The 13,757-nt window shown below is 66.7% G+C and carries 9 protein-coding genes; 4 read left to right on the top strand and 5 right to left on the bottom strand.

Annotation, left to right across the window (positions count from 1 at the left end; all coding sequences use genetic code 11):
- Position 1: 1 nt before the first annotated feature.
- From QJT82_RS08595 to QJT82_RS08575, 5 genes are all read right to left on the bottom strand, one after another.
- Entirely contained in the window at positions 2-784 is a 783-nt protein-coding gene (locus tag QJT82_RS08595) for a TIGR02186 family protein (RefSeq protein WP_028339008.1), read from the bottom strand.
- A complete protein-coding gene (locus tag QJT82_RS08590; protein WP_028339007.1) occupies positions 781-1,710 on the bottom strand; it encodes a sulfite exporter TauE/SafE family protein in 930 nt (309 codons plus the stop codon). The genes QJT82_RS08595 and QJT82_RS08590 overlap by 4 nt, the downstream gene beginning before the upstream one ends.
- A 266-nt stretch (positions 1,711-1,976) precedes the next feature.
- Positions 1,977-2,819, bottom strand: coding sequence for a hypothetical protein (locus tag QJT82_RS08585; protein WP_264641735.1), 843 nt, complete (start codon positions 2,817-2,819; stop codon positions 1,977-1,979).
- A gap of 115 nt (positions 2,820-2,934) precedes the next feature.
- Positions 2,935-6,462: a tetratricopeptide repeat protein gene (locus tag QJT82_RS08580; RefSeq protein ID WP_028339005.1), complete on the bottom strand. Its 3,528-nt coding sequence runs from the start codon at positions 6,460-6,462 to the stop codon at positions 2,935-2,937.
- A gap of 370 nt (positions 6,463-6,832) precedes the next feature.
- A complete protein-coding gene (locus QJT82_RS08575; RefSeq protein WP_026191938.1) occupies positions 6,833-7,420 on the bottom strand; it encodes a PadR family transcriptional regulator in 588 nt (195 codons plus the stop codon).
- A 164-nt stretch (positions 7,421-7,584) separates the two neighbouring features.
- Here QJT82_RS08575 and QJT82_RS08570 point away from each other — a divergent pair, with 164 nt between their 5' ends.
- The 4 genes from QJT82_RS08570 to QJT82_RS08555 all read left to right on the top strand — a co-directional run bounded on the left by QJT82_RS08570 (position 7,585) and on the right by QJT82_RS08555 (position 13,477).
- Complete coding sequence (locus QJT82_RS08570) at positions 7,585-8,001, top strand: nuclear transport factor 2 family protein (protein ID WP_028339004.1); 417 nt, start codon at positions 7,585-7,587, stop codon at positions 7,999-8,001.
- Positions 8,002-8,109: 108 nt separating this feature from the next.
- Entirely contained in the window at positions 8,110-9,897 is a 1,788-nt protein-coding gene (locus QJT82_RS08565; protein ID WP_028339003.1) for an acyl-CoA dehydrogenase C-terminal domain-containing protein, read from the top strand.
- Between the two features lie 138 nt (positions 9,898-10,035).
- Positions 10,036-11,244, top strand: coding sequence for an acetyl-CoA C-acetyltransferase (locus tag QJT82_RS08560; RefSeq protein ID WP_028339002.1), 1,209 nt, complete (start codon positions 10,036-10,038; stop codon positions 11,242-11,244).
- 19 nt (positions 11,245-11,263) lie between these two features.
- Entirely contained in the window at positions 11,264-13,477 is a 2,214-nt protein-coding gene (locus QJT82_RS08555; protein WP_028339001.1) for a 3-hydroxyacyl-CoA dehydrogenase NAD-binding domain-containing protein, read from the top strand.
- The last annotated feature ends 280 nt before the right edge of the window (positions 13,478-13,757 follow it).

The raw sequence follows: 13,757 nt of genomic DNA, 5'->3' as shown, positions 1-13,757 counted from the left end.
ATCAATCCTTGCGGAACACGATCGAGGCCATCCAGCCGGTCATCAGCGCCATGAACGCGGTGATCAGGCCGTAGACAAAGCCGTTCTGCCGCGCGGTGGTGGCGACGAATTGCTCGAAGCCGACCTTGACGATCTCGAACGCGGTCTCGGCCTTGGTCACCAGCGCGCCGTCGGCAAACAGCTTGATCTCGACATTATAGGTGCCGATCGGCACCTCCGCGGGCAGCGGAATGCCGGTGCGGAACAGGGTCGGGGTCAGGAAGGTCACCGCCGAGGTCGCCTCACGGTACAGCCCGTGCTCGGAGCGCAGCCGGACGAAGGCGCTGCGGAACGGGTCGTTCGGCACCACGTCGGCATAGTCGGGCCCGACCCTTTGCATCAGCAGCACGTTGTTGAGCCCGAGCTGCTGCCGCCGCTGCACCTCGGGCGAGGCGATCTGGTCGAACGGGCGGTTCGAGAACAGCGCCAGATAGCCCGGCACCTGCAGGAACTGGCGCGAGTCGGTGTTGATCCAGATGCCGAATTTGCGCTCCTTGCGCCGCGTGACCATGTCGGCGCGCGGGCCGGAGACCGTGACGACGAGGTCGTAGTTCGTGCGGTTTGACGGCGTCTTGTCGTCCTTCTCGACCGAGCCGAACAGCACGAGCTCACCGCCCGAATAGTTCGGCGTCACCGTGACGCGGTGGTTGGAGACCGACGCGATCAGCCGCTCGGCATGAGCGGGCGCGGCCGCCAGGCTGGCGACGGCGAGGCCGATGATCGCGAGCGCCGTACGCAGCCTCATGGCGGGGCTCCGCCGGTTTCGCGAATGCTGAACAGGTCCTGAGGCCGGATCACCAGCTCCACCGCAAAGCGGATGCCGACCGCGAGCACGAGCAGGCCGAGCAGCAGGCGCAGATGCTCGCCGCGGATCTTCTGGCCGGCGCGAGCGCCGAACTGCGCGCCGGTGACGCCGCCGACCATCAGGATCAGTGCCAGCACGGCGTCGACCAGATGGTTGGTCACGGCGTGCAGCATGGTCGCGAACACCATGGTGACGAGGGTGAGCACCATCGAGGTGCCGATCACGGTCGAGGTCGGCACCCGCAGCACATAGATCATCAGCGGCACCAGGATGAAGCCGCCGCCGATCCCCATCACCGCGCCGATGAAGCCGATCGCGAGCCCGACCACGACGATCGGAATGACGGAGAGGTAGATCTTGGAGCGCTTGAAGCGCAGCTTCAGCGGCAGGCCATGGATCCAGCCATGGCTGCCGGGCTTGCGCAGGGTGACGGGGCGGCCGCCGCGGGCGCGCAGCATCGCGCGCAGGCCTTCCCAGAACATCAGCCCGCCGACCGTCGTCAGCAGGATGACGTAGGACAGCGCGATCATCAGGTCGAGCTGGCCGAGCGAGCGCAGGAAGGTGAAGGTCCATACCCCGAGCGTGGTGCCGAGCGTGCCTCCGACCAGGAGCACCGCCGCCAGCAGCGGGTCGATCGCGCGTCTGCGCCAATAGGAAATGGCACCGGAGAACGAGGAGGCCGCGATGTGGCTGGCGACGGAGGCGACCGCGACCGCGGGCGCGATGCCGACGAAGATCAGCAGCGGCGTCATCAGGAAGCCGCCGCCGATCCCGAACATGCCGGAGACGAATCCGACCGCCGCGCCCATCGCCAGGATGAGAAAGACATTGACCGGAATGTCGGCGATCGGGAGGTAGAGCTGCACGCGCGTCGCTTCTTGTCGGTTCGCCGCGCGATCGGCGCAAGGCCGCATCACGGCGTGATGTCGTTCTGGTCGGGCATTCTCCGGCTGAACGAATCCGGTCGGCGCGCAAGACGCAGGCGAACGCGGGTCGATTGCCGCGTTCTTGCATAACTGAAATCGGCGGGGGGAGGGACTAAAGAATCCGCTCCCCGGGGGCATTTTTCGCCGCACTTGGCCGCCGTCTGCGGACGTGGTTGATAATTCAGATTAATGGTGCTCGTGCCGCCTCACGGCCGATCGACGGGCTTTGTGATCAGGTTCAGCGCGAGCGCTTCCTTCGGGTTCAACCAGCGGATATCCGAGGTTTGCGACATCGCCTCGACGATCCCGGAAGAGACACCCATCTTGGTCATGTAGCCCAGCACCATGCCCTGGATGCGTTGTGCCTCGGCGAGGGGATCGCTGACGGGCGTGCTCGTCGTGAAGCGATGCACGCCGAGCCGCGAGCCCGCGATGCCATAGCGGGTCTGGCCGCCGGCATAGACCAGAACGCAGGCGCTGGCGCAGGACGCGGGGCGGAGCTTGCCCGAGGCGCCGGCGGTGGCGACCGCGGTGACCAGCCCGCGCGTGCGGATGACCTCGCCCATGATGGCGGCCTGGTTCAGCGCGCCGCCCGGCGACGACAGCAGCACGACGTCGCCTGGTGCGAGACGCGCCTCGCTGAGCCGGTCGCGGAACCAACTCGCGCTGGCCGAGCCGATCTTGCCGCTGATCGCAAGCGCCCGCCGGCCGCGGCCCGATCCGTCGATGTCGACGTCGGGAATCACGGCCGACGTCATGCTGGCCGCGATGTAGGTCTCGCGCCAGAAGTCCCAGGCGCCCCGCGTCGACAGGTCCCGGTAAGCCTGGATGGCGACGCTCGACAACAGCAGCACGAAGATGATGATGGACCAGAGCGAGAACCGGAACGCGCGGGGCGGCGATGCCGCGTTCCCTTGGGGCGTCGGCGGAGGCGGGGCCGAGGGGCGCCGGGCAAATGGAGACGGCGCCTGTCGCGGCGGCGCAACGCGGGGACCGGTCGGCGACGAACGGTGGCCCGTTCCATCATCCTGGCGATCGTCGACGGACAAGCCTGACCCTCCGGAACGTGCGCGCCGATGGCGCGGAACTGCGCGCCTGTCTACACGGCGGAAGGCCGGAGGTATAGGACAGCGGCGCCGTCAAGGCGCCGCAGCCGTCTCGAACCTAGCGAGCCGGAGCGGCGAGTGCCGCGGTCCGCTTCGAGGGTTGCTTGACCGGCTTCGCCGCGGCGGGCTGCGCGGTAGCGCCGTCCCAGCCGCCGGCGGGGGCCGGCACGTTGACCGCATCGCTCGGCTGCGGCTCGGCGGTGAAGGTCTGGATCGCCAGCTTCGCTGCGGCCAGCGACTGCGGGTCGAGCCGCTTGGCAATATCGTCGCGCTTGTGGCCGGCGTCGGCGTCGCCCTGCGCGGCCGCGAGGCTGAACCACTTGAAGGACTCGGCGAGGTTCTGTTCGACACCGATGCCGCGTGCATAGAGGATGCCGAGATTGACCTGGCTGTCGGCAACGCCGCGATCGGCCGCCTTGCGGAACCACTGCGCGGCGCTCTTGTAGTCGGCGCCCTTGCCGCCGCCATCGGCGTCGAGCACGGCGAGATTGTGCATCGCCTTGGCGTTGCCGCGCTCGGCGGCCTGCACATAGTAACGTCGCGCCACATCGAAGTCGCGCTTCACGCTGAGGCCCTTCTCGTAGAAGGTGCCGAGCCGGAACATCGCGGGCACCACGCCGGCCTGCGCCGCGCGGCCATACCATTTGGCGGCTTCGTCGACATTGGCGGTCACGCCCTTGCCCTCGGCAAAGCGGACGCCGACTTCATAGGCCGCGGCCGCATCGCCCTTGATCGCGGCGCTGCGCAGCGCCGGACCACCGATTGCATCGGGCAGCTTCTCGCCCGCCGGGATCTGGACCATGGCGAGCTTGCCGCCGAGCGGCGGTGCGGTCGGAATCGTGCCGGTGACGTCATTGGCGGCGGCTGTTGGCGTCGCAGCCGGCTCAGGCGCGGCGGCGGGTGCGGGCGCGGTTGCCGGTGGGATCGTCACCTGCGCGCTGTCGAGCGTGTTCGGCGCCGGAGTGTTATTGGACTGGCGGCCGAGCGGGGTCGGCGAGGTCATCGATGGCCCCGGCACTGACGGCCCGCCCACGCCGGACGGCGCAGCCGGTGCGGGGGCTGCGGAATTCTCGGCAGGCGGCTGCATGGGCTGCGTGGCCGGCTCGCTGTGCTCGATCGCCGGCATCTGCGGCGCGGAGCTGGTGTCGAGCAGGTTCATCGCCATCTTGGCGGTCGAGAGCAGGATCACGACCACGCTCGCGCCGACCAGCAGCGAACGGATCTTGGAGGTGATGGTCGAAGGCTGCGCCTCCGGCGCGCCAGTCGCCGTCGCGCCGGCCGCGGCCGTGCCGGCCTTGGCGGCAACCGCCTTCGCGGCCTTGTCGGCCTTCTCCTTGGCCTTGGCTGCAGCCTTGCTCGCGGCGCGCGCCGCCTTCTCGTTGACGGGTTGCGCGGCAGCGGCCTGCGCGGCGCGGCGCGCGGCGGCGATGAAGCTCGATGTCGAGACCGGCTCCTTCTTGCCGGCGGGAAGATCGCTGATTGCGCGCTCGGAATCCGCGATCCGCTCCGACGGCGAAGCGACGCGGCCGGAGGGGCGTGTGCCCGGTTCGAGCGGATGATCCGGCGGCAGTTCCGGTGCGATCGCGGCGCGTGCGGACGCCGCATGCGGCTCGAGGATCTCGCTGATCGCGCGCGGCGGCAGCGGCGGCGGCGGCGCGCTCTCGACCGGCTGCGCGGCATGGAATTCGCGCGGCGCGGACATGAAGTGCTCCTGCGCCAGCGCAGGATTGGGCAATTCGGGCCTGTACGATTCAGGCTTGTACGCTTCAGCTTTGGGCTGCGCAATCGGCTGCGACATCGCCGCGCGCGGCAGCTCTATCCGCGGAGCTTCCATCCGCGATTCGGCCGGCGCGGGAGCTGGCGGCGCGGTGCGCACCGTACGCAGATCGTTCTCGATCATCGCGAGACGATCGACGACATGGCCGAGCGTGTTGTGAACGGTCTCCAGCGAATCCTGGGTGCGGCGGTCGGTCTCCGACTGGCTGAAGCGGATGTCGGACAGCTCGCGCTTCACCATGTCGACGATGCCGCTGTCCATCATCGGCTGCGGCGAGGAGCTGACGTTGCGGGCGGCGTCGGCGAGCGAGGCGATGTGGGCGTGCTGCGCCTCGAGATGCCGCATGATATCATGCAGCCCTTCCTCGACCCGGCCGAGATTGCCGGAGCGCTGGTCGGCGGACTCAAGGCGCTCGAGCAGATAGGAGACGCGCTGCTCGAGATGGGTGAATGCCGACGAACTGTCGTTGCCGACCTGCAGGCGGTCGATCCGCTCCGACAGCGAGCGCAGCGCGCCTTCGATGGCATCGGTGTTGTCATAGCCGGCCGGCCGCTCGCGGGTCTCCAGCGTCGAGGCCAATGCGGCAATGCGCTGCTCGATCCCGGCGAAGGCATCGCCATGGGTCTCGGCGCGCGACATCTGCGACAGCTGGTCGACCTTCGCGGCCAGCGCATGCACGTCCCCGGAGAGCTGGAGCAGCGCGTCGTTGGAGGCGACGTTGGAGACGATGGCGCGCAGCGCGGCGATCGCGCTCTCGAGCTGATGCACTGTCGACGGATCGTCGTTGGCGCGCAGGATCATGTCGAGCTTGGCGCCGAGATTGCGGATCGCCTCGTCGTAGCCGGTGAGCTGCTCGGCGGGCGTCAGCGTGCGCAGCGCCTCGCGGATTTCCGACAGCGCGCGTTCGATGCCGGCGATCGCCTGGCCCTGGCCGTTGCGGCCCTCCTGGCGGATCTCGTCGATCCGGTGATGCAGCGAACGGATCTCGTTCTCGATCGACTCGATCGCCCGGCGCGGCATCGCCTCGGTGATCGCCTGGCGGATTTCCGCAAGCTCGCCGCGGAAGGCCGCGATCGACTGCTCAATATGGTCGGGCCGCTGCAGCGCCTCGATCTGGCTCGTGATCTTGAGCAGATGGCGCTCGAGCGAGGAGAAGTCGGGCCCGGGCGGCGGCGCATAGGCGGCCATCGGCGGCGCGCCGCGCGGCGGCATTTGCCGTTGCGCTGATACATCAAGCTCGTTCTGGCGCGCGGCGATCTCCGCGATCGCGGAATCGAACGAGGCCGGGCTCAGTGGCGGCGAGGGGCGATAGACCTGGGCTGCGGCGCGCTCGACCGCCTCCGCCTGGCGCAGCCTCTCCTCCAGTTGCCGGTCATGCATCTGCGGCTCCCGCTGCATCTGCGATTCACGCATCAGCTGCGGCTGCGGCTCGCGCGCTGGCTGCGGCCGTGAAATTTGCGACAGCCGGGCATCGAGGCGCGAAATCGCGTCGTTCAGCTGTCGCGCGACGGCGGGCTGGCCGCGCGGCACTTCGGCGCGCACCGCTTCGGCGCGCGTCACCGGCTTTGCAATTTGTTCGATCTGGCGGGTGATGGCGTCGAGCCGCTGGTGGATATCGGCGACCTCGCGGCTTTCCCGGCTCGGCATCGGCTGCCGCTGCTCCATGCGCCAATCCGGCGGGCTCGGTTCGCCGACGGTGGAGTTGAGCCAGTCGTTGAGCGACATGCCGGCGCGGCGCGCAGCCGCCTCGGCCCTTTCGCGGACGGAGGGATCGATGCCGTCAACACTCCACGATACGCGCGAATTCATGATTCCGTCCGGTCCCGACTCCGGCGCTACATCCTGCGCCCGCAGCCTCCCCGCGCATTCCCGTTAAGAGACAATCGAATTCTGCGCTGGGCGTCTGCCTCAGCTGCTGACTTTTTCCCGTCACGGTAAATAACGGGTTAAGGAATGCGGCCGACGGGCTCTAAAGTTAGGGAATCCGGGAACCTGTTGCGCCGGATCAGGACAGCGACAGCGACTTGTGTTGCCGCCGAACTTCTCCTTCCCCCTGAAAGGGGGAAGGTCGGGATGGGGGTTTGCCGCACACACTGCGTGTGGAGAGAGATGATCCCCACCCGCTTTGCTCTTCGAGCAAAGCGACTCCCCTTTTCAAGGAGAGGTTGGAGATTTGTTTCTAGCCGTTGCTCTCGCGCTTGCCGTCGTCGAGCGGCAGTACATTGCCGCGGCCCGACATCGCCGACAGCGCGTCGAGCGCCTCCTCGCACCATTCCACCACCATGCGCTCATGGCGCATCCCGAGGCGCAGGCTGAGCATCTTGCCGACATCGGCCGGCGGCGCGGTGCCGTCCGGAAAGCGCTTGTTGAGCAGGCGCTCGTAGCGCTCATAGCGGTCGCGGTGATGCTCCAGCCGCGCCATCAGGTCGGTGCGCAGCGGCTCGATGTCGACGCAGTCGAGCGCATAGAGCCGGACCAAGAGGTCATCCTTGATCGAGGGCGGAACGCTCGGCCGCGCCGCCCAGTGCTTCAGCGCCGCGCGGCCTTCGGCGGTCAGGGTATAGACCAGCTTGTTGGGCTTGCCGGACTGCACCACCTCGCGGCCCTGGACGTGACCCTTGTCGCGCAGCCGCGAGAGCTCGCGGTAGATCTGCTGGTGGTCGGCCTTCCAGAAGAAGCCGATCGAGGCGTCGAACGTCTTGGCGAGCTCATAGCCCGTCATCGGACGTTCCGTGAGGCATGCGAGGATTGCGTCACCGAGTGCCAACGCCCACCTCCATCTCAGTTCCCCAAAAGGCCATTCTGAAGTTCGCTTGACTTTATGCGTTACTGTGCATATGCGTCAATATGCATATGGTGATCGGCGTGCCGCTCTGTCGCGCGCGCCGGTGGTTCAGGCTTTTCTTAAACCCCGCCGCAGGAGACGTCCGAATGAGCAAGCCGGGCCTCGACAAGTGGTACGCCTACATGAAGTCCCACGACACCGCCGCTCTGTGGGATCTGCTGCATCCCGACGCGGTGTTCGAAAGCCCGGTCGTGCACACGCCGCAGCGCGGCCGTGACATCACCTTCAAATATCTCACCAGCGCCGCCAAGGTGCTCGGCGGTCCGACCTTCAAATATCTCGGCGAATGGAAGAACGACACCGGCGCGGTGCTCGAATTCGAGAACGAGATCGACGGCATCAAGCTCAACGGCGTCGATATCATCACGTTCGATGGTGACGGCCGGATCACGCATTTCAAGGTGATGGTGCGTCCGCTCAAGGCGATCAACCTGCTGCATCGGATGATGGGCGAGGAGTTGATGAAGCAAAGCGGCGCAACGTCGCAATCACAGTCGCGATAGCATCTGCCGCGGACCTCCGGAACCGGATAAGGTCCGCTCCAACAAACCAAGGGACACGCTGCGCAGCGTCCGTCGCACATGCGGCCACGTGCCAGCCGGGAGACCAGCATGCCAACCTACAAAGCCCCCGTCGAAGACGTCAGCTTCCTGCTCAACGACGTTTTCCAGATCGACCGCTACGGCAATCTTCCCGGCTTCACCGATGCGTCGGCCGATGTGCGCGAGGCGATCCTCGGCGAGGCCGCCAAGCTCAGCGAAGAGGTACTGCAGCCGCTCAATCGCACAGGCGATCTCGAAGGCTGCAAGCGCAGTGACGACGGCAGCGTCACCACGCCGAAGGGCTTCAAGGACGCCTTCAAGCAGGTCGCCGAAGGCGGCTGGCTCGGCCTGTCGGCGCCGACGGAATTCGGCGGCCAGGGCCTGCCGGTGACGCTGTCGCAGGCGGTCAACGAATTCCAGATCTCCGCCAACATGGCGTTCTCGATGTATGGCGGGCTGACCATGGGCGCGACCGCGGCGCTGCTGGTGCACGGCACGCCCGAGCAGAAGCAGACCTATGTGCCGAAGATGGTCGCCGGCCAGTGGACCGGCACCATGAACCTGACCGAGCCGCAGTGCGGCACCGATCTCGGCCTGCTCCGCACCAAGGCGGTGCGCCAGGCCGACGGCAGCTTCAAGATCACGGGCACCAAGATCTTCATCTCCGCCGGCGAGCACGACCTCACTGAGAACATCATCCATCTCGTGCTGGCGCGCATCGAAGGCGCGCCGGCCGGCATCAAGGGCGTCTCGCTGTTCGTCGTGCCGAAGGTGCTGGTCAATGCCGACGGCTCACTCGGGGCGCGCAACGGCGTCAGCTGCGGCTCGATCGAGCACAAGATGGGCATCCACGGCAATTCCACCTGTGTGATGAACTACGACAACGCCACCGGCTGGCTGATCGGCGAAGAGAACAAGGGCATGCAGGGCATGTTCGTGATGATGAACGAGGCTCGCCTCGGCGTCGCCGTGCAGGGCCTCGCGCAGTCCGAGGTCGCCTATCAGAACGCGGTCGCCTATGCGCGCGAGCGCCTGCAGGGCCGCTCGCTGACCGGCGTGAAGGAACCCGAGAAGCCGGCCGATCCGATCATCGTGCACCCCGACGTGCGCCGCACGCTGCTCACCATCCGCGCCTTCAACGAGGCGGCGCGCGCCATGGTGGTATGGACCGCGCTGAAGAGCGACGTCGCGCACCGCTCCAACGACCCGAAGGATCGTCAGGCCGCCGACGATCACATGGGCCTGATGACGCCGGTGCTGAAGGGCGTGTTGACCGACACCGGGTTCGCCAACACGGTCTCGGCGCAGCAGATGTTCGGCGGCCACGGCTACATCGCCGAGCACGGCATGGAGCAGTTCGTGCGCGATGCGCGCATCGCGATGATCTACGAGGGCGCCAACGGCATCCAGGCACTCGACCTGGTCGGCCGCAAGCTGCCGCGCGACGGCGGCCGCGCCGCGATGGCGTTTTTCGGCGAGGTCGGCGCTTTCGCCAAGGAGCATGGGGCCGACGAGGCGATGAAGCCGTTCATCACCCCGCTCTCCACCGCGCTCGGCCATCTGCAGCAGGCCACCGGCTGGCTGATGCAGAACGCGCTGACCAAGCCCGACAATGCCGGCGCCGCGGCGACCGACTACATGAAATTGTTCGGCCTCGTCGCGCTCGGCTACATGTGGGCGAAGATGGCCAAGGTGGCGCAAGACAAGGCCGCCGCCGGTACTACGCCGTACCTCAACACCAAGCTCGTGACCGGGCGCTTCTTCATGGAGAAGCTGCTGCCGGAGACCGCCGTGCATCTGGCCCGGATCCAGAGCGGCAGCGCCACCACGATGGAATTGGCCGCGGAAGCGTTCTGAAGCGTTTTCCAGCGAAGTGGAGACCGGTTCGCGTGAAGAAAACGCGTCAAACAAGAAAGCCTTGAAAAATTGCCGCCGCACCGCTGCGGCGGCGGGTTCTACCGTATATATTATGATCCTCATATCAAGGAGGGCGTCATGCCTGAGGCATACATCTACGATCACGTTCGTACCCCGCGCGGCCGCGGCAAGGCCGACGGCGCACTGCACGAGGTCACCGCGCTGGCGCTCGCGACGGTGCCGCTGAAGTCGCTCAAGGAGCGCAACAATCTTCCCGAGGACTCCGTCGACGACGTCGTGCTCGGCGTGGTCGACCCGGTCGGCGAGGCCGGCTCCGACATCGCCCGCTTCGCGGCGCTGAACGCCGGCCTCGGCGAGAAGGTGCCGGGCGTGCAGATCAGCCGCTTCTGCGCCTCCGGCCTCGACGCCGTGAACTTCGCCGCGGCCCAGATCATGAGCGGTCAGCATGAGCTCGTGATCGGTGGCGGCGCGGAATCGATGAGCCGCGTCGGCATCGGCGCCTCCGGCGGCGCCTGGCCGATGGATCCCTCGATGGCGGTGCCGGCCTATTTCATGCCGCAGGGCATCTCGGCCGACCTGATCGCGACCAAATACGGTTTCTCGCGCGATGACGTCGACGCCTACGCGGTGCAGAGCCAGCAGCGCGCGGCCAAGGCCTGGGACGAGGGCCGCTTCAGCAAGTCGGTGGTGCCCGTCAAGGACGTCAACGGCCTGACCATTCTCGCCAAGGACGAGCACATGCGCCCGACCACGACGATGCAGTCGCTGGCGCAGCTGCAGCCGTCATTCGCGGCGATGGCGGCGATGGCCGGCTTCGACGCGGTGGCGATCCAGTCGCATCCCGAGGTCGAGAAGGTCAATTACGTGCATCATGCCGGCAATTCCTCCGGCATCGTCGACGGCGCCGGCGCCGTGCTGCTCGGCAGCAAGGAGGCGGGCGCCAAGCACGGGTTGAAGCCGCGGGCGAAAATCCGCGCCTTCGCCAATATCGGCTCGGAGCCCGCGATGATGCTGACCGGCCCGGTCGACGTCACCGAAAAGCTGTTCGAGCGCTCCGGCATGAAGAAGTCGGACATCGACCTGTTCGAGCTCAACGAGGCGTTCGCCTCGGTGGTGCTGCGCTACATCCAGGCGTTCGACATCGACAACGCCAAGATCAACGTCAATGGCGGCGCGATCGCGCTCGGCCATCCGTTAGGGGCGACCGGCGCGATGATCCTCGGCACCGTGCTCGACGAGCTCGAGCGCACCAACAAGGAAACCGCCCTGGTGACGCTGTGCATCGGCGGCGGCATGGGCACCGCCACCATCATCGAGCGCGTCTGAGACGAGGGGAGCGAGCAACATGGCTTACAAGAATTTCAAGTTCGACGTCGACGCCGACGGCATTGCGCTCGTCACCTGGGACATCCCGAATCGTTCGATGAACGTGTTCGACGAGATCTCGACCCAGGAGATCGACGAGATCATCAAGCAGACGACCGGCGATGCCGCGATCAAGGGCGTCGTGATCACCTCCGCCAAGGAAGCATTCTGCGCCGGCGCCGACCTCTCGATGCTCGAGGGCATGAACCGCTCTTACGCGCAGCTCTTCAAGGAGAAGGGCGAGGAAGCCGCGAACCAGATGCTGTTCGAGCAGAGCCGCCGGATGTCGCAATCGTTCCGCGCGATCGAGACCTCGGGCAAGCCGTGGGTCGCCGCGATCAACGGGCTTGCGCTCGGCGGTGGCTTCGAGATCACGCTGGCTTGCCATTACCGCGTCGCGGCCGAGAACCCGAAGACCCGGCTCGGCCTGCCCGAGATCAAGGTCGGCCTGTTCCCCGGCGCCGGCGGCACCCAGCGCGTGCCGCGTCTTGTGCAGCCGGCGGACGCGATGCAATTGCTGCTCAAGGGTGAGGCGGTCAATCTCACCCGCGCCAAGGCACTCAACCTGATTCACGCGGTGGTGCCGGCAGCCGATTTGATCAAGGCCGCGAAGGACTGGATCAAGGGCGGCGGCAAGGCGGTCGCGCCGTGGGATGAGAAGGGCTTCAAGTTGCCCGGCGGCCCCGTCTTCTCCAAGATGGGCATGCAGATGTTCCCGGCCGGCAATGCGATTTATCGCCGCGAGACCTACGACAACTATCCGGCCGCGCGCGCCATCATGAGCTGCGTCTATGAAGGCCTGCAGTTGCCGATCGACGCTGCGCTGCGGGTCGAGTCGCGCTACTTCACCAAGGTGCTGCGCTCGAAGGAAGCGGCGGCGATGATCCGCTCGCTGTTCCTGTCGATGCAGGAACTGAACAAGGGCGCCCGCCGCCCGGCGGGCGTGCCGCCGACCAAGGTCAAGAAGCTCGCCGTGATCGGCGCCGGCTTCATGGGCGCCAGCGTCGGCTATGTGTCAGCGCAGGCCGGCATCGACGTCGTGCTGGTCGATCGCGACCTGGAGAGCGCCGACAAGGGCAAGGGCCACGCCAAGACCGTGGTCGACGGCCTGATCGCCAAGGGGCGGATGAAGCAGGACGCGGCCGACGCCATCCTGGCGCGGATTTCGGCAACGGCCGACTACAACGTGATCTCGGACTGCGACCTCGTCATCGAGGCCGTGTTCGAGGACCGCAAGGTCAAGGCGGACACCTATGCCAAGGCGCAGCCGCTGCTGAAGCCGGGCGCGATCTTCGCCTCCAACACCTCGACCTTGCCGATCAATTCGCTGGCCGAGGAGTTCAAGGACCAGGGCAAGTTCATCGGCATCCACTTCTTCTCGCCGGTCGAGAAGATGATGCTGGTCGAGATCATCCTCGGCAAGAACACCGGCGACGTCGCGCTGGCGACCGCGCTCGACTATGTCCGCGCGATCGGCAAGACGCCCATCGTCGTCAACGACAGCAGGGGCTTCTTCGCCAACCGCTGCGTGATGCGCTACATCTCCGAGGGCAACGAGATGCTGCTCGAAGGCGTGCCGCCGGCGATGATCGAGAACACCGCCAAGATGGCCGGCATGCCGGTCGGGCCGCTGTCGCTGCAGGACGAGGTCGCGCTCGATCTTGGTCTGAAGATCACCAAGGCGACCGAGGCCGATCTCGGCCCCAACGCGATCGACCAGGCGCAGAAGAAGCTGATGGTCGAGATGGTCGAGAAACAGGGCCGCTTCGGCCGCAAGAACGGCAAGGGCTTCTACGACTATCCCGAGAAGGGCAAGGGCCAGAAGAGCCTGTGGCCGGGGCTCGCCAATCTGCAGCCGAAGCAGCTCGATCCCGACACGCTCAGCGTCGAGGAATTGAAGCAGCGCTTCCTGGTGGTGCAGGCGGTGGAGGCCGCGCGCACCGTCGAGGATCACGTCATCACCGACGTGCGCGAGGCCGATGTCGGCTCGATCCTCGGCTTCGGCTTCGCGCCGTTCACCGGCGGTGCGTTGTCCTACATCGACTTCATGGGCACCAAGAACTTCGTCGCGCTCTGCCACAGCTTCGAGAAGAAGTACGGCTCGCGCTTCACGCCGCCAAAGCTGCTCGAGGAGATGGCCGCCAAGGGCGAAACCTTCTACGGCCGCTTCCCGCCAAAGAAACAGGCGGCGTAAAGTCGCCGCCTTTCAAAATCGCGATGAGATGGCGAGTTCTCTCCGCTCCCTCTCCCCGTTCTTACGGGGTCGAGACGAGCGAAGCTCGCTCTTAGAGGGTTGGGGTGAGGGGCCATCTCCGCGAGTTAGATGCAGCGAGTTCGCGGCGACTCCCCCTCACCCGGATTGCATCTGTCGATGCAATCCGACCTCTCCCCGCACGCGGGGCGAGGTGATGCGGAGTCCGCTGCTGCGACCTGAGGTACAGTCATCGATCCGACTTGATCCTGTTGTGCGACGG

The sequence above is a fragment of the Bradyrhizobium sp. Mp19 genome, assembly GCF_029952935.1.
GTDB lineage: Bacteria > Pseudomonadota > Alphaproteobacteria > Rhizobiales > Xanthobacteraceae > Bradyrhizobium > Bradyrhizobium elkanii.
The sequence above is the reverse complement of the archived record's forward strand: the minus strand, read 5'-3'. Positions and strand labels throughout refer to the sequence as shown.

What these genes read in the sequence shown, in the direction of transcription:
- QJT82_RS08595 (WP_028339008.1), bottom strand. Translation starts at nt 784, where the DNA reads ATGAGGCTGCGTACGGCGCTCGCGATCATCGGCCTCGCCGTCGCCAGC.
- QJT82_RS08580 (WP_028339005.1), bottom strand. Translation starts at nt 6,462, where the DNA reads ATGAATTCGCGCGTATCGTGGAGTGTTGACGGCATCGATCCCTCCGTC.
- QJT82_RS08570 (WP_028339004.1), top strand. Translation starts at nt 7,585, where the DNA reads ATGAGCAAGCCGGGCCTCGACAAGTGGTACGCCTACATGAAGTCCCAC.
- QJT82_RS08565 (WP_028339003.1), top strand. Translation starts at nt 8,110, where the DNA reads ATGCCAACCTACAAAGCCCCCGTCGAAGACGTCAGCTTCCTGCTCAAC.
- QJT82_RS08560 (WP_028339002.1), top strand. Translation starts at nt 10,036, where the DNA reads ATGCCTGAGGCATACATCTACGATCACGTTCGTACCCCGCGCGGCCGC.
- QJT82_RS08555 (WP_028339001.1), top strand. Translation starts at nt 11,264, where the DNA reads ATGGCTTACAAGAATTTCAAGTTCGACGTCGACGCCGACGGCATTGCG.